This window comes from Clostridium paraputrificum AGR2156 (assembly GCF_000424025.1).
GTDB lineage: Bacteria > Bacillota > Clostridia > Clostridiales > Clostridiaceae > Clostridium > Clostridium paraputrificum.
The window spans coordinates 328,342-345,641 of the sequence record NZ_AUJC01000004.1 but is presented as its reverse complement, the minus strand read 5'-3'; the positions used below and the strand labels follow the sequence as shown (position 1 = coordinate 345,641).

The following is a 17,300-nucleotide window of genomic DNA, read 5'->3' as shown; positions in this document are numbered from 1 at the left end:
CCTCCAAAACTCTTCTAATGTAAATTAAAAATTTATCTTTAGCTGTGATATTTTTCTATCTATTAGATATTATTCAGCTTTTCTAAGATTTTATTATATTCTTTTTCTAGCTTTTCCTTAATAATATCATTTTTTTCTATTGATAACCTTGATAAAACCTCTGAAAGTTTCGTCCTTAAAAGCATTTTCTCATCCTCTTTGTTATTTCTTACTTTTTTATGGTCCTGAGAATAATCATAATAATTTCCTCTAAAAGTTATAAGCTTACAGTTTTTAATTTCAAAAATTTTATTACATATATAAGATATTAATTTTCTATCATGACTTATTATAATAAACTCTTTATCAGTTCCACTAAGAGCTTCCTCTAAAGCAGTTATAGAGTTTATGTCTAAATAGTTAGTAGGCTCATCTAATATTAAAAGATTATTGTCATCTAATAATACTTTACATAAACTCACCTTAACTTTCTCGCCACCACTTAGTATTCCCACATTTTTATGAACATCATCTCTTTTAAATCCAAATCCACTAAGACATATCCTTATAAAACTCTCTTCAAATCTAGAGTTATATTTTATATTTTCTAAAATAGTTAAATTGTCATTTAATATTTTTTGTTCTTGGTCAAAATAGCCAATCTTTACTCTTTGATTAACTTTTATATTATCAACATTATTTATAATTTCTTTAATTAATGAGGTTTTACCCGAACCGTTATCTCCTATTAAGGCAACTTTATCCCCCTTATTAATTACAAAATTGCTATCTTTTATAAGAGTTTTATTACCACGCTTTATGCATATATTTTTACCCTCAGCAACTATTTTAGAGTATATTTCTAGTCCATCTTGAACTTTTATCTTTATATTCTTAACTTTCTTAGGCTTTTCTTTTATCTCTAGATGTTCAATTCTACTTTTTAATGCTTTTACATTGCCATCAAGCTTCTTCTTTCCCTTTTGTCCACCCATCTTATGAAGCCTAGCTTCAGAGTTTCCCATTCTTTTAGGTGTTCTCTTTATAGAATTCTTAATTTCTTCTTTTCTAATTATAGCTCTTTCAAGATGTTCTTTTTCATTAATATATTTAATATATTCTCTTTCTTCACTTAAATTTTCTAATTCTTTAACTTCTAAATATTTAGAATAATTTCCATTATACTTTTTAACTTTACCGTCCTTTAGCTCTATAATTATGTTGCAAACATTATCTAAGAACTCCCTATCATGAGATACTAGCAGAAGGCCACCATCATATTCTAATAATAGTTTTTCTAGAGAATCTATTGTACTTCTATCTAAATTAGAAGTTATCTCATCTCCAATTATAAGTTTGGATTTCTTCTTTAATGAATTTACTATCTTAAACTTTACTTTTTCCCCTCCAGACAAATACTTGTCAAAAAGGTTTGGTGCTTTAATACTAGTAGAATTCCACTCATAATCAAAGTCACATTCTTCAACAAAATCTACACCTTGGCTTATATAGGAATAACTATTACATATAGTCACTTCACCACTATCCCTTTCCTCTTCACCAATAAGTATCTTAATCAAGGTTGATTTTCCCGAACCATTCTCCCCAACTAATCCAATTCTATCACCTTGGAATATTTTTAATTCATCTATATCTAGAATCATTCTATCCCCATAACTTTTTTTAACATTAAATAAGCTTCCTAACAACAAAAAAATCCCTCCAATCTTAAACGGAGAGAGCAGAAAAATAACGTAATGTAAAACTAATCTACCCTCAAACTTGCACAACAAAAAAACCTTATTATAAGGTGACTTTTTTTCTTATTGCACTAAAATTTAACAATAGATTATATTCTCATTTCTTAAATACCTATGCCTTTCTTTAATTTTGAAAAACTTACGTTCATATTATATCACACTTATGTATTTTATCAATAATTATGTAAATGTCACAAGTTTTATCCAATTTGAATAACTTATAATAGAAAGCAATCACCTGAATAGGCCAAAGGAGGATACTATGACTATAAACTCAAAATCTTTTGATACCTTCGAGGAGTTGTCTCAAGAATTGGATCTTATAGGCTTTATGTCTGCTTATACTAACATACCATTATCTAAGATAAATACTTATATTAAGTTTGATAATATTGAGTTTGGTGGCGCTAATGATATCACTTATAATAAGGATGAAAGTTCTTTTTCTATAACTGAAAACCACACCTATATTCTTCTTTCTAGATATATTGGAAAAAATGTTGCTAATAGCACTAATTCTTTCATTATTTATGCTAATAATATTCCAATAAGTTCTTTAACTCAAGAAACTTCAACTAATGGTGACCTTAATTGTAACAACTATATTTTTTATACCTCTACCACACCTACTGATATAAAAATACTTAATACTGGTGAAAGTAATATACAAGACTTTAAGTGTAAATTTCTCATATTAGAAATGGATTAAATAAGTAGGATAGATGTTTATTTTTCACATTCCGTCCCAAGCTCCAAATCACAGAAAAATAAATATCTATTCACTTCCTACTTAAGATATGGAAACTATAAAATTATTTTCCTTTATTTTATAGTTTTTAATATTAAATTGTAATACCCCGCTTAATTTATACCTAACTAAAATTTTATATTTTACTTTACATAAAAAAAGAAGGAGTTTCTCTCCTTCTTTTAAATATTTAAAGATAATATCCTATCTTCAAATTCTTTTCGCTGTTTCTTATTTATATCACCTAAGTTAATTTGAAACTTCTTATTTTCTTTAGTAACTACTATAACTTCATTCTTGGTTTTATCACTCTCTACATTTTCAATATTATCAATGACTATTTCCTTTTTGGTAATCATCCCTAAAATTTCAATCTTATTATCAGAAAATTTTAAAGTAGTTAAATAACTTTTTGCAAACCCTAATGCAATTAATACACAAGCTATTATGTATGCAATAATTATGAAATCTGACTGATTTTTATATAATCCACTTACTTTTATTGATATAAGCAAAAAAGCTGCAATTACATAAATTAATGAATATATAATATTTAATGCAGTTCCTCTATAATTCTTTATCATTTTATCCTCCAAAAAACAACTTCTTTCTCTCAATTATATAATATTTTTTAAAAAGAATAAATAGATCAATAATACCCATTAAATAAATCCAATAGATTTTTTTCTGATACATATCCTAAATCTTTTAAAGCTTTTCCTATCAAATTTAATGCATATGATATTTCCTCTAATCTAGCATTCTCTCCCATATGTCCAATTCTAATAATTTCATTATCATAAGGTTTAAGTGATGTTGAAATTATTGCGTTGTATTTATCATTTATGTAATTTTTTAATTTAACTGCCCCAATATATTCTGGAACTTTAAAGGCTGTTACAGTATTACAAAATCCATTTTCTAAAAACAATTCTAACCCAAAGCCTTGGAGTGCCTTTCTTGTAGCATCAGCAACTTTACTGTGCCTAAGTATCACATTCTCTATTCCTTCGTCAAGTATGTTGTCTAAAGCTAGATCTAGTGCCATAATATCACTAATAGGCATGGTGTAAGGAAACCATTTTTCTATATAATAATTCTTCCATATATTTAAATTACAATAAAATCCCACAACAGAAGTTTTCCTACTTTCCATAACTTCCTTAGCTCTATTACTTAAAGTTACTGTAGTCAATCCAGGAGGAGCTGAAAAAGCCTTTTGAGAACCTCCTAAAAGTACATCTATTTTCCAATCATCACCTTTAACTTCTTCTCCCCCCATTCCTGCAACAGAATCTACTACAGACAAAATTCCATACTCATTTAATAACCTACATATTTTAGAAATATCATTCTTAACTCCAGTAGGCGTATCACAATGTACTAAAGTTGCATATTTAAAATCATGATCTCTTTGCAAAAACTCATTTAATTTGTCAGTATCAATTTCTTTTCTATAATCTGATGAATAGTACACACCATCTCCACCATATATTTTAACAAAATCCATAAACCCTTTTCCAAAAATGCCATTATTAATAACTAAAACCCTATCTCCTGGCTCTGTTAATGTTGCGCAGGCAGCTTCTAAACCTAATATCCCTTCACCACATAATATATATGTTTCATTTTTAGTATTAAGAATTTTACTAACCTTATCACATGTGCCCTTATAAAATTCAACAAAATCAGTGTCTATATCTGGATTAGTAGTTACTTTAGACCTTTCTAATCTAACATTGTCTCTTACATTTGTTGGCCCAGGTGTATAAACAAATTTATTATTCATCCCCAATCTTCCTTTCCCTATGAATATGGATAAATACTAACACATCCCTAATTCTTATTCAATTGTACTGATACAATGCCTCAAGCAATTAATATATATAAAAAAGGTTATTGTATGTTTCATACAATAACCTCTCAATATAACAAATTCATATTATTTCTTATTTATTTTATTATTCCACTTGTGCCCACAACATGCACATACTAAATCTAAATTTTTAGATGATACACTTCCCAAAACATTTCCATCAAAATCTGTAAGCATAGCTTCACCACCAGTATTTAGAATCTTGTATTTTTTCTTTGTGGTTTTTAAGTTTGTAGCTAAACATTTTGGACAATATAAAATACCTTCTTCAGTATATTTTTCTATTTTTAGCTTATCATCTTTTTCCTTCATTTTCAAAAATTTTTCTGCTTCTTTAGCTTGTACTAACATTAAGCTTTCCTTTTGAGACCTCTTTAATAATTCTAAAAAACCCATCCTTATTCCTCCCCTTGTAAGCTTAATTATATATTACATCATTTTTTTTTATAAAAAAAGGGTGGAATAAATTTTAAACTTATTCCACCTAATAACTATAATTTTTTATGAATTTAGGATTACTATTAGTTTACCAAACTAAAATTTTTTTATACCCTAATAATTTATATTTTTAACTTTACTTGTTTAAAATAATTTATTCTGTCAATAATTAAGATATAAATAACTTTCAAATCAATATTTTAATTTCATATATGATTTAAACCCAGACTTAGAGCGAAAATAATTCGCTCTATTTTTTTATCTATTTATTGCATTTAAATAGGCTCTAATCTTCCTGTATATCCTAGTGTACCATACGACAAGTTATATAATTTTTCAAATCCTGCATCATTAAGTATATTACATGCAACAACACTTCTATGACCTGCTCTACAATAAACTAAAATCGGTTTATCTTTATAATCTTCTAACTGCTCAATTTCCCATTCAAGTTCCTCTACAGGAATATTAATAGAATTAGGTATATTACCTGTTTTAAATTCATTATATCTTCTAACATCTAGAATTACTAATTCTTTGTTATTTTCTATAAAAGCCTGCGCTTCTTTATCACCTAAGTTTTTTATAAAATCCATCACTTTACCTCTTGTGTTTAAAATTTATACTTATTATATTATTTTAATAATATATTTTCAATAATATAAATAAACTCTAGTAAAATTATTTACTAGAGTAAGATTGTAGACAAAAAGCATTTTCTCCGATTGGAGAAAATGCTTTTTGTCTATAATCTGAAAGGGAACATTATCCCATCTAAATTAAATATATTCCAATAATCCATGTCTTTCATATCGTGATAATTTTTCTATCTTGTTTTTTTCATCAACAAATACTACACGTGGTTTATGATCCTTTGCTTCCTTCTCGTCCATATTACAATAAGCCATTATTATAATTTTATCTCCAACTTGTACACATCTTGCAGCTGCACCATTTAAGCAAATTAAACCGGATCCTCTTTCTCCAGCTATTGTATATGTCTCAAATCTACTACCATTATTTATATTAACAATTTGAACTTTCTCATATTCTAATATTCCTGATGCTTCTAATAAATCCTTATCTACAGTTATACTTCCAATATACTCTAATTCAGCTTGTACTACAGTCGCTCTATGAATTTTTCCTTTTAACATTTTTATATTCATTTGCTTTCCTCCATTAAATCTCATAAGTAAAATTATCTATTAGTCTTGTTTTTCCTATATATATAGCTATTGCAACTAAAACATTATCTTTAATTATATCCAGCTTTTCCATAGATAACGAATCCACAACTTCTATATAATCTACTTTAGCTAATGGTTCTAATTGTATCTCTTTATTAATTATATCTACTAATTCACTACACTCTCTTAATCCATTATCTAAAGCTTCCTTACCCAATTTTAGGGCTTTATTTAATATAGTAGCTGCTTTTCTCTCTTCATCATTTAAATAAGTATTCCTAGAACTCTTAGCCAATCCATCATTCTCTCTAACGATTGGACAACCTATTACATTAACATCAAAGTTAAAATCTCTTACCATTCTCTTTATAACAGCTAATTGTTGTGCATCTTTCTCCCCAAAGTATGCATTATTAGGTGAAACTATATTAAATAATTTACAAACTACAGTACATACACCTCTAAAATGTATTGGTCTACTCTTACCACACAATCCTTTAGTTAATCCCTCCATAGCCACAAAACTGCAGAAATCATCAAAATACATTTCATCTACTTTAGGTGCAAATATCAAATCAACTCCTGAGTCACTACATAAACTAGCATCTCTCTCTAGATCTCTTGGGTAATTAGCTAAATCTTCTTTAGGGCCAAATTGAGTTGGATTTACGAATATACTTACTACCACTCTATCATTTTCTTTTACCGCTCTATCTATAAGGCTCTTATGCCCTTCATGTAAATATCCCATAGTTGGAACAAACCCTATTTTAAGGCCTTCTAACTTCCACTTTGATACGTATTTCCTTACATCTGTTATACTATTTGAAATATTCATAATTTACTCCTTAATATAATTTTTCTATTACTTCATCATCTATCTTAAATCCATGCTTTTCTTCTGGAAAAATTCCATCTTTAACTTCATTTATATATTCTTTAAAAGCTAATTTCATAACTTCTCCTACATTTGCATACTTTTTTACAAACTTAGGCGTAAAATCAGAAAACATTCCTAACATATCTTGATAAACTAATATTTGACCATCACATCCATCACCAGCACCAATTCCTATTGTGGGTATACTTAATTTACTTGATACCAATTTAGCTAGCTTTACAGGAACACACTCTAGAACAATTGCAAATGCTCCTGCTTTTTCTACAGATAAAGCATCTTCTAATAATTTTTTAGCTGCTTCTTCACTTTTTCCTTGTACCTTGAATCCACCGAATGAATTTACTGATTGAGGTGTCAATCCAATATGCCCCATAACAGGTATAGATGCATTTACAATAGCTTTAATCTGCTCATGCATATCTTTACCACCCTCAAGTTTTATAGCCTGCGCACCACCTTCTTTTATTAATCTACCTGCATTAACTACAGCATCATATACAGATGTCTGATAAGACATAAAAGGTAAATCAGCAACCACCAATGTATTTTTAGCTCCCCTTGAGACAGCTTTTGTATGATGTATCATATCCTCCATAGTAACAGGTAATGTATCTTCATAACCTAAACATACCATTCCTAATGAATCTCCAACCAATATTCCATTTATTCCAGACTCGTCCATTAACTTTGCCGTAGAGTAATCATATGCTGTTAGCATAGTAAGCTTCTCTTTATTTTTTGACTCTTTAAATGTAACTGATGTATTTTTCATTGTTTATTCTCCAATCATTAATTCTATTTTCTCATAACTTCTGTATGCATTTTTCTCCTTTGCTATATTCAACAAACTTCTACTAAGCAAAGTATATATAGCCTTGACATCTCCATCTAACACATCTAAGTGACCCTTAATAGTAGTAACATCTCCTCTTTCTATAGGACCAGTTAATGCTTCTTTAACCCCCTTAGTATATACATTCTCAATGTTATTTTTAATTAATGGGTATAAAGCTTCAATAGCCTCTATATCAGTAAAATTACATTCTTTTAATAACAAAACACTATTATTTATTAATGCAATAATATGATTACTTACCATAACAGAAGCACAATGATATTTATACTTATTTTCTTTAGATATTACTTTTACTGTGTTTCCTAAACTACTAAATAACTCTTTAATGTTATTTAAATACTTTTCAGCCCCTTCGATTGTTATAAATGCACTTTTTAAATTTTTATGAGAATTATATTTGTCGCTGAATGCGAAAATAGGATGGATTGAATAACCATATGAACTATAATTATCTATTTCAGAAAATATACTTGATGATAGTGACCCACTACAATGACATATTATTTTTTCATTAATGTATAACTTTTTAATACTATTCCAAACTTCTTCTATTACTCCATCTGGAGTAGTAATGATAATAGTATCACATTCTTTTATAATATCTTTAATACTTGTAAAATATTTTGAATTTGTAAATTTAGCTGCTTCAATTGCTGAATTTATATTTTTGCTATAATACCCCACTAAATTTATATTATTTTCACTTAAATACTTCCCTAGCGCAAATCCTACCTTTCCTGCACCTATAAATCCGATTTTTATTGTTATCACCTCCATTCATAGAGTGTGATACATATTAGTCCCATTCTAAATAGATATGAGCTATACAAAATAAAAAAATTGTCAATCTGGTGTAGCTTCCTGAAAATACCACCCATGATAAAAATTTAACATATTTCCTCACATATTTCAATATTTTAAAATTTGGACATATATGAAAATCCATCTTTTAATTCTTTACATAAATCAACGAAGCCCACACTATCATGCACATTTCCAGCAGTAATATCAAACTCTAAATTAAAATCTAAATCTTCATTAATTTTCCTACTCAAATGGTCTTCAGGAACTAATGAATCTACACTACTACATTCTATTTATAATTTGTTATCTATATCTCTTTTTATCAAAAAAGGGTGTCGATTTTGTCGACACCCTGACTCTAGTAAAATTATTTACTAGAGTTATTATATTTATGAAAGTTTTTGACCACACTCACTACAGAACTTTCCTCCAGAAGTCTTTGTCCCACAACTTGGGCAGAACTTTGGATAAGACCCATTACTTGAATCTTGAATATTATTATTCTGAGTAGTATTATTATTGCTATTTTGTTGCATATTATTCATCATTTGTTGTCCCATTGACATACCCATTTGCATTGCTAACATATCAGATGCAACATTACCACCATTCATCTTTCCAGATGTCATTCCTTCAACCATACTAACTTGTTGATACTTACTCATATCCCCAACCATACTTTGAGAAGCTATTTTATTAATCATCTTTTGAACTTCTTCAGGATATGAAAAACTTGCTATATTAAAATTAGTTATGGATATTCCAATTTTACTCATTTCATAGTCTAAATCCTCACAAATTCCTCTTGATATATCAAATGAATTAGCTTGAAGGTTAAACATATCTTTTCCCTCTTTAACTATCCACTTCATTAAAAGTTGGTCGAGAAAAGATAAAACTCTTTCTTTAGTTTCATCAATTGAATACTGATGCTTTATACCAGCTATTTTATCAATAAAAGCCATATGGTCTGAAAGCTTACAATTAAATGTCCCATTTGCTCTTACAGGCATTCCTCCTGGCAATGCTTGATTAGGAATATTTATAGCTTGTCTTGTTCCCCATCTTACAGTAAACTCTTTGGTATTAATAAATAATACCTCAGCTCTTATTCCACTATTAAACCCAAATTTAAAGCCTTTTAATGTAGATAAAAAAGGAATAATTTCAGATTCAATATCATAGCTTCCTTCATCGGTAAATACACCTTCAAGTTTTCCATTATACATAAATATGGCATCTTGCCCTGGACGAATTATTAATCTTGAACCCTTTTTAATTTCTTTATTATCCCATTTCCAAAATAACAAATCATCTCTATACTCTTCCCATTCAACTACATTTGAAAATTGTTTTGAAAATAAACCCATGCTCTTCTCCTCCTATGAATTGCTTAAATACATAAATAAACAAAATACTATAATTAAAACTATCACTATTAATACTATTTTGGCAATACTATATGGATATAATCCACTAACTTTTCCTGTTTGTCCATTTATCATAACCGTATAATTTTTACCTTTATAGTTATATGTTGTAGAATATACAGGAATTAAAATATACTTATATGTTTCATTAGAATATCCACCACTTAACCTTACACTTCTAACTCTATCATATCTACGTCTAACATTACTTTCTGCCATAGATCTTACTCCATCATTCATAATACCTATTGCATCTCTATGTCCACTTTCTAAATCTACGCTGTAGTTCTCTGATAAATGTCCTGATATATAATCAGGTGAATAAGGTAATAACTGCTTTAAATTAAATGGTTCTATTCCTTTAAATAGACCACTCTTATATCTAATTGAAGCTGGCACTTGTATGTCATCAAAGAAATTTTCTATATGGTCTGAGGTAAAATACCAATCAGTAACTACCTTGCGATATGTCTTACCATCTGCTCCTGTTCTAGTAACAGTCCTATCTCTGCCACCCTCTGCAGTGTAATCAAAAGAAGCTTGTGCATCAAAGGTCCAATAAGGTACATAAATACTTTGGAAGCCACCTCTTTGATATAAGTTCTTTAGTTCACTTGGTGCTAGTAGTCTCTTTTTCATCCAAGTATTAAATCTTTCATGAGCATCATTTTTATCAATTTTAAAAGGAACAACTCCATCAGGTATTAATGTTTCCTCTTGCTTTTCTGCCAAAACGTAAGCAGAACCACAATAAGGACATTTTTTAGCCGTCTCTAATCCTGAAACCTCAATTAAAGCCCCACAACCTTTACATTCCATTGTTTGAGTTTCTTTAATTTCAACCTTTATACTTCTTTTAGCATCTATTGTTAATGTATGTTCTTCTATAATTCCATCATTAGATTTTACATTCTCACTATTACCACAGTTTGGACACTTTAAGCATTGAGCTTTAGCATCAAACTCCATTACACCACCACAGCCCTCGCATTTGTAAACTGTACTAGACATATTACCCTCCCCCTTATTCTTTTTCTAACTCATCAAATAATCTCTTTAACTCCTCTTCCTCTGCTTTATCACTTGATAAATCATTTAATTCCTCCAAAGCTTTAGCATTAAATAACTTTTTGTCTGCCTCTTCCTCTAATTTTGAGACCTTATCCTCTATAGACCCACCATTTTTACCTGGAAGATTTCTCTCTTCAATCACTTTAGCACTATCTAATGTATTTTTAATTGTATTCATTCTTTCTTTTAAGGTATTAATATCTTTTGTCAATTTTTCTTCCATCTGCTTCATCTTATTAGAATTGTCTAGAATTACATTATAGTCACTAACTAGTTTACTCTCTTTAACCTTCAGCTCATTTATTTTATCTAGGAACTCACTTTCCCTTGAACTATCCCTGTCATCTTGAGCTCTTCTTAAATATCTCTCAGCCTTTGTTATCTCATCTCTGCATTCATTTAAACTTCTCTTCATTCTCTTTTCTTCAGTTATACAAGTTTCAACCTCTGACCTTATACTTCCTAAATCATCTTCGATTTTTCTTAAATATTCGTTAACCAGCTTTTCTGGAGCATCTTCCTTAGTTAAAATAGAATTAATGTTTGATGTCATTATGTTTGTAAATCTTTTTATAATACTCATAGCTCCCCCTTATATATACCATTTTATTTATGCCTATCTCTTAATATAATATTAATTTTACTGTAGATTACTGTCAATACAAACTGTTATTTACATATCTATAATATTAAAAAAACCAGAGTAAAATTCTATACTCTAGCTTTTTATAATTTATTATTCTATTTCACTAAATAAGCTTTGTGATTCCTTAGATGTCATGTCCACTATTTTATAAAAGAATTCCTTTTGCGATAAATCTTCTCTTTCTAAATTTCCCTCTATTTTTCCATCTTTTATTAGTAATATTCTTTCACAGTAACTTGCTATCATTGAATCATGGGTTACCATTACTATTGTTTTTCCTTCTTTACTATTTAACTCTTTTAAAATCTTTAATAACTCATGAGAATTCTTACTATCAAGGTTTCCTGTAGGTTCATCAGCAACAATTATAGAAGGATTATTTACTAGAGCCCTTGCAATTGCAGCCCTTTGCCTTTGCCCTCCCGAACACTCATTAGGATATTTATCTACCACTTCTTCTATTCCTAACCTTTTTGCATACTCAACGGTTTTTTCCCTAATTTCTTTTGTACCTAACTTTTGGGATAGGGTTAGGGGAATAGCTATATTTTCCCCAACAGTTATATTATCAATCAAATTAAATTCTTGAAATATAAATCCTATATTTTCATATCTAAACTTGCTTAATTGAGTATCATACATTGAACATACTTCTATTCCATTTAACTCAACTAGTCCTTTTGATGGGTTATCTATTGTAGAAATTATATTTAAGAGGGTAGTTTTTCCTGAACCTGATGGTCCCATTATTCCTACAAATTCCCCTTTATAAACCTCTAAATTTATATTATCTAATGCTATTGTCTTACTTGTTGCAGTTCCATATATCTTTGTTAAATTTTGAACTTCTATAACTTTTTCCATATCTAATCACCCCTTAATCATTCTAAACACTCTATCTTTATATAACTTATAAGATATAATCCCTAATATAATAATAGTAATTAAAGGTACTATAATTATTTGAATTAGCTCTTTTATTAATAAACAATTTCTAATTACTGATGAAGTTCCCATTATAATTAAAGGAATAAATGTTAATACCAAAAATACAGAATAAAATACAAACATTTCTTTTTTTATAATAGATTTTAATTTTTCATCACTATAACCAATAAACTTTAAGTTTCTATAAATTATTTTCCTATTATTTATTTCAATTAACATCTTAAAAATAATTGCAAAGCTCAGCAAGGCTAATAAACTAAATAATTGTATATTAGTTATAAATATAGTTGAATATGATACATCCATAGAGTTTAACACAGGCCCTATTGTAGATGATATCGCCACCATTATAAATGCCATTAAGGGGGATATTTTCATTATTAGATTTATTACATTTCCTGACCACACACTTCTTTCAGAATCATATAGCTTTCCAGATTTCCTTTTTTTATCTAAATATTTTGGAACGCCAAATCTTATGGTTCCCATAGCACCTGCAACACACATAATCATATTTATCCAAATTACAGGTCCAACATTTTCTCCTGCAAGATAATATGTTGATACTAATCCTAAAATATAAGTTATAAAATACATAGCCGTTGGCTTTTTAAACAGCCTTTTATCTCTTTCAAATGTAGTTCTATTATAATTCATAAGTTCCAAAATAGTTCTTCTATAGCAGAAACCTGTAGCTACTAAAACAGACATAATAAATTCAATTATTATAACCCCTATAGTGAGTCCTATTGCCTCAGGAGATATATATAATATTGGTCTTTCTATCTCTAAATTTATTTTTATAAAATAATTATATATTGGTGAAGATAGTACAGCTAGCAATAATCCAATAATAATTCCAATGCCTTGTAATATAATATTTTGGACTCCTATATAAATAGCCGTCTTTTCAACTGATCCTCCACTTATTCCAATAATACCTATATCACGTACTTTTGTAGTTCCATAATAATTACTAATATAGCAACACATTAAAAAAGCTATAATTACAATTACAAGCATTATTGTCATATTAGATATTAGTACTTCACCACTCATATCACTAGAATAAAATATCCATTTATCATAAGTAGAATTTAGAATATTAAATATTACTATAACTGAAATCGCGTAGGTTCCTATACATACATAATATTCTTTTAAATTTTTAAGTAAGTTGTCTTTTGCCATTCTAATAAAATTCATATATTCATCTCCCCACAACAAAATACATATATTAATATTATAACATTTATGGTATTATTTACAATATATTGTATTAATCACCACTATATGTTACTATATTTAAAAACTTATAAAAAAGGGGGAAAATAAAATGTTTATATCATATCCTATGCTAATTATATTCAATCAAACCTCTATACTTATAAAGGATGTTAACATTACTTCTACACATCCATTATGGAAAGAAAAATGTAAAAAAATAAAAAAGAATGACAACAAAAGCTTTGGTTTAGGTAAGTTTACACAAAACGGAGTTACTGATATAGTTATTTCTTTTAAAGATACTGAAGGTAATTCTCACGAAGTTATAGCTGCAAAAGATGTTTGCATGAAAGGTATGCCAAAAGTAAAAATATTCATTAAATATAGTGAAGATGGTAAATATATAGCTGATTATAAATTAGATTTCGAATAAATATATAAAAACTTAAAAGTGTGCTGTTATAAAAAATATTAATTATTATGACAGCACACTTTTATTATATAAATATATTTTTTATTGCACATACTAACAATATAAGAAAGGAGTGATACTATGAATTTTAAAATGAGTAATGGAATAAAAATAGCTTTAATAGTTCTAGCTGTAATTCTAGTTATTGCTATTCCCATTGTTGGTAGCTATAATAGCTTAGTTAATTTAGAACAAACTGTTAATAAAGCGGAATCAAATATTGATACTCAACTTCAAAGGCGTTCAGATTTAATTCCAAACCTTGTTAATACAGTAAAGGGATATGCATCTCAAGAAAAAGATATATTTACTGACATAGCAAATGCAAGAAGTAAACTTGCTGGAGCCACTTCAGTAACAGAACAAGCAGATGCAGATAGTCAATTGTCTAATGCATTATCTCGACTTCTTGTTGTTGTTGAAAGATATCCAGACCTTAAATCAAATCAAAACTTTAGGGATCTTTCAGTACAGCTAGAAGGTACTGAAAATAGAATTGCAGTTGCTAGACAAGACTATAATACTGCTGTAACAAACTATAATGCTAAAAGGAGAAGATTCCCTACAACAATTATTTCATCACTTTTTGGATTTCAAGAAAAACCTTTATATAAAGCTAGTGCAGGTGCAACTGATGTACCTTCAGTAGATTTTAATCAACAATAAGGATGAAATCTAGAGTATTAAAATTTTTATCTTCTCTTTTATTAATACTACTATTAAGTTACAACTCCATAAGTTCAGCAATTTCTATTCCTACTCAAACAAATCTTAAATATTTAAATGATTACGTTGGAGTTATAAATGAGCCTCAGAAAGGAAATATACTAGGAATAGGAAGAGAGCTTGAACTAAAAACAGGTGCACAAGCCACTATAGTAATTATTAACTCAACTAATGGAACACCTATTGAAAATTATTCATTAGAGTTATTTCGTAGTTGGGGAATTGGCCAAAAAAATAAGGATAATGGTTTATTAGTTCTTATCTCAATTGATGATAAGGCTTGGAGAGTTGAAGTTGGTAGAGGACTAGAAGGCGCTATTCCTGATGCTTTAAGTAACAGAGTTATGGAAACCCTATCAAAACCAAGCTTCTTAGAAGGAAATTATAGCGAAGGTGTAATGAACTCCTATAGCACATTTTGTGATATAATTGCTAAAGAATACAATATAACTTTAGATAAGTCCTTACATCTTACAGTACCTAGTTATGGTAATCCAACCGAAAGGTCATCAAGAGGTTTTGCCTTTTCAGGAGGTATAATACTAATTTTATTTTTGCTAGATATCATACTGAATCGCGGAAGAATCTCTTCTACTCTACTTCAAATAATATTTTGGAGTAATATTGGTAGAGGTGGTCCTAGAGGAGGACCCGGTGGTGGTGGTAACTTTGGTGGCTTTGGTGGAGGCTCTTCAAATGGTGGAGGCTCTTCTGGAGGATGGTAAAAAGGACATACAAGAATCCCCAATTTCTTGTATGTCCTTTTTTATATTAATCTTCTTCTGCTGGTCCATCTAGTTCAAATTTATTAACGTATACTGCAGTATTATCAGCATTCTTTTCCAACTCCTTTGCATATTCTGCTAAGTGATTTGAATATTCCTTAGTTGATTCTGAAGATACTGCAATTTCTTCAGCTGAACTAAATATCTGTTGATTTACTAAAGATAACTTTTGTATTTGTTCCATAATAATCTTACTACTCTTATAAATCATATTTGAACTATTTGCTAGATTACCCATCTTTGGAGTCATAGTTGCTACATATTCTGATATATTAGCAAAGGATTTAATAGACTTTTCTACCCCTACCCACTGCTTGTCCAATTCTACTTTCATAATTGAAGTACTCTCAACCAGATTTTTAGAATTAATAAGTACATTATTAATTAATTGGTTAATTGAAACAGATGATTCCTTAGTTTTTTCTGATAACTTCCTTATTTCATCTGCAACAACAGTAAATCCTCTTCCAGACTCACCAGCTCTTGCAGCTTCAATTGCAGCATTTAATGCAAGCAAATTTGTTTGTTCTGCTACATTGTTAATTAATTCAGTGATATCATTTACCTTTTTTATATTATCATTCATTGCTTCTAATGTATTTAAGAAAGTCATAAATATATTATTAAATCCTTTTAATGAATTAGTTAGTTCTTTTAAATCAGCATTACTTTCAACAGCATTATTATCTACTGTTAATGTCATATTAGAAACTGTTTTTATATCACGTGCTGCTTCTTTAACCATTCTTGTAAGATTATTTATTTTCTCAATCATCCCCTCTATATTTGATGATTCATTAGAAATAGATTTAACTATATTGTTTATAGATAAAGAAATATTACTTGTATTATCCTTCAATTCAGAAGAAACACTAGTTAGTGCTAGGGATTGCTTGTTCATAGAATATGTTGACTCTTTTAGTTCCTTTATCATACCTATTGTAGATTTCTGCATAATATCTAACGCTCTACATATTGCACCAATCTCATCTTCCCTATTAAAATATTTTTCTTTAATTTTATAATGATATACCCCATTTGTTAAATACTCTATATGCAATCTTAGTCCGTTTAATAGCCTTGCAGTTTTACCATAAAACTTCCAAGAATACATTGCTGCTACAACAATTGCTACTATGCTAAATATTAATAAAATTCCTAAAATTAAATTTAAAGATGAATTTATTGATGACGTAACCCTCTCCACTTCATCTAAAAAAACAATTTCTTTTAATTTATTAGAAATTATTATACCAGAAATAATTCTAGAGAATCCCACAATCCCTAATGCAACAAAAGATACAATTAAGATTGTAGTTCTCGTTGTATTGTACTTAAAACTTTTTTTCGAGTCAAAATTTGCATTTAATCTCATAACATCCCCCTACGTAATCTTACCCATTTTTATACATAAAATAATCTTTTTAACAAATTATCCACAAA

General features: G+C 28.6%; 20 protein-coding genes. 4 read left to right on the top strand and 16 right to left on the bottom strand.

Annotated elements, in window-relative coordinates:
* Positions 1-62: 62 nt before the first annotated feature.
* Positions 63-1,691, bottom strand: a complete 1,629-nt coding sequence (abc-f, locus tag G594_RS0105055) for a ribosomal protection-like ABC-F family protein (RefSeq protein WP_027097586.1) — start codon at positions 1,689-1,691, stop codon at positions 63-65.
* A 310-nt stretch (positions 1,692-2,001) separates the two neighbouring features.
* Here abc-f and G594_RS0105050 point away from each other — a divergent pair, with 310 nt between their 5' ends.
* Entirely contained in the window at positions 2,002-2,448 is a 447-nt protein-coding gene (locus tag G594_RS0105050) for a hypothetical protein (RefSeq protein WP_027097585.1), read from the top strand.
* Positions 2,449-2,669: 221 nt separating this feature from the next.
* On the opposite strand, the gene G594_RS0105045 is transcribed toward G594_RS0105050, so the two are convergent.
* From G594_RS0105045 to G594_RS0104985, 14 genes are all read right to left on the bottom strand, one after another.
* Complete coding sequence (locus tag G594_RS0105045; RefSeq protein ID WP_027097584.1) at positions 2,670-3,071, bottom strand: hypothetical protein; 402 nt, start codon at positions 3,069-3,071, stop codon at positions 2,670-2,672.
* Positions 3,072-3,136: 65 nt separating this feature from the next.
* A complete protein-coding gene (locus tag G594_RS0105040; RefSeq protein ID WP_027097583.1) occupies positions 3,137-4,276 on the bottom strand; it encodes a pyridoxal-phosphate-dependent aminotransferase family protein in 1,140 nt (379 codons plus the stop codon).
* A gap of 153 nt (positions 4,277-4,429) precedes the next feature.
* Positions 4,430-4,759: a hypothetical protein gene (locus G594_RS0105035; RefSeq protein ID WP_027097582.1), complete on the bottom strand. Its 330-nt coding sequence runs from the start codon at positions 4,757-4,759 to the stop codon at positions 4,430-4,432.
* A 317-nt stretch (positions 4,760-5,076) separates the two neighbouring features.
* Positions 5,077-5,397: a rhodanese-like domain-containing protein gene (locus tag G594_RS0105030; protein WP_027097581.1), complete on the bottom strand. Its 321-nt coding sequence runs from the start codon at positions 5,395-5,397 to the stop codon at positions 5,077-5,079.
* A gap of 183 nt (positions 5,398-5,580) precedes the next feature.
* The gene (gene panD, locus G594_RS0105025; RefSeq protein WP_027097580.1) at positions 5,581-5,970 is read right to left on the bottom strand and encodes an aspartate 1-decarboxylase; all 390 of its coding nucleotides are present in this window, start codon (positions 5,968-5,970) and stop codon (positions 5,581-5,583) included.
* A 13-nt stretch (positions 5,971-5,983) separates the two neighbouring features.
* On the bottom strand, positions 5,984-6,829 hold the full coding sequence (gene panC, locus G594_RS0105020) for a pantoate--beta-alanine ligase (RefSeq protein ID WP_027097579.1): 846 nt from the start codon (positions 6,827-6,829) through the stop codon (positions 5,984-5,986).
* A gap of 10 nt (positions 6,830-6,839) precedes the next feature.
* On the bottom strand, positions 6,840-7,664 hold the full coding sequence (gene panB, locus G594_RS0105015) for a 3-methyl-2-oxobutanoate hydroxymethyltransferase (RefSeq protein WP_027097578.1): 825 nt from the start codon (positions 7,662-7,664) through the stop codon (positions 6,840-6,842).
* A 3-nt stretch (positions 7,665-7,667) separates the two neighbouring features.
* Positions 7,668-8,525 carry a Rossmann-like and DUF2520 domain-containing protein gene (locus G594_RS0105010; protein ID WP_027097577.1) on the bottom strand — a complete coding sequence of 286 codons (858 nt, stop codon included), beginning with the start codon at positions 8,523-8,525 and terminating at the stop codon, positions 7,668-7,670.
* 140 nt (positions 8,526-8,665) lie between these two features.
* A complete protein-coding gene (locus G594_RS20055; protein WP_155849283.1) occupies positions 8,666-8,803 on the bottom strand; it encodes a hypothetical protein in 138 nt (45 codons plus the stop codon).
* Positions 8,804-8,941: 138 nt separating this feature from the next.
* Positions 8,942-9,922, bottom strand: a complete 981-nt coding sequence (locus G594_RS0105005; RefSeq protein WP_027097576.1) for an SPFH domain-containing protein — start codon at positions 9,920-9,922, stop codon at positions 8,942-8,944.
* 12 nt (positions 9,923-9,934) lie between these two features.
* Complete coding sequence (locus G594_RS18350; RefSeq protein ID WP_034865883.1) at positions 9,935-10,993, bottom strand: hypothetical protein; 1,059 nt, start codon at positions 10,991-10,993, stop codon at positions 9,935-9,937.
* A gap of 13 nt (positions 10,994-11,006) precedes the next feature.
* Positions 11,007-11,636 (bottom strand): PspA/IM30 family protein, encoded by a 630-nt coding sequence (locus G594_RS18345; RefSeq protein WP_051195907.1) that lies wholly within the window; start codon positions 11,634-11,636, stop codon positions 11,007-11,009.
* Between the two features lie 153 nt (positions 11,637-11,789).
* Positions 11,790-12,563, bottom strand: coding sequence for an ABC transporter ATP-binding protein (locus G594_RS0104990; RefSeq protein WP_027097575.1), 774 nt, complete (start codon positions 12,561-12,563; stop codon positions 11,790-11,792).
* Positions 12,564-12,569: 6 nt separating this feature from the next.
* Complete coding sequence (locus G594_RS0104985; protein ID WP_027097574.1) at positions 12,570-13,853, bottom strand: hypothetical protein; 1,284 nt, start codon at positions 13,851-13,853, stop codon at positions 12,570-12,572.
* Positions 13,854-13,983: 130 nt separating this feature from the next.
* Here G594_RS0104985 and G594_RS0104980 point away from each other — a divergent pair, with 130 nt between their 5' ends.
* From G594_RS0104980 to G594_RS0104970, 3 genes are all read left to right on the top strand, one after another.
* Complete coding sequence (locus G594_RS0104980) at positions 13,984-14,307, top strand: hypothetical protein (protein ID WP_027097573.1); 324 nt, start codon at positions 13,984-13,986, stop codon at positions 14,305-14,307.
* A gap of 132 nt (positions 14,308-14,439) precedes the next feature.
* Positions 14,440-15,012, top strand: a complete 573-nt coding sequence (locus tag G594_RS0104975; protein WP_027097572.1) for a LemA family protein — start codon at positions 14,440-14,442, stop codon at positions 15,010-15,012.
* Positions 15,013-15,014: 2 nt separating this feature from the next.
* Complete coding sequence (locus tag G594_RS0104970; protein ID WP_034865882.1) at positions 15,015-15,797, top strand: TPM domain-containing protein; 783 nt, start codon at positions 15,015-15,017, stop codon at positions 15,795-15,797.
* Between the two features lie 46 nt (positions 15,798-15,843).
* Here G594_RS0104970 and G594_RS0104965 read toward each other — a convergent pair whose 3' ends face one another.
* Positions 15,844-17,232: a methyl-accepting chemotaxis protein gene (locus G594_RS0104965; protein WP_027097570.1), complete on the bottom strand. Its 1,389-nt coding sequence runs from the start codon at positions 17,230-17,232 to the stop codon at positions 15,844-15,846.
* Positions 17,233-17,300 lie beyond the last annotated feature (68 nt).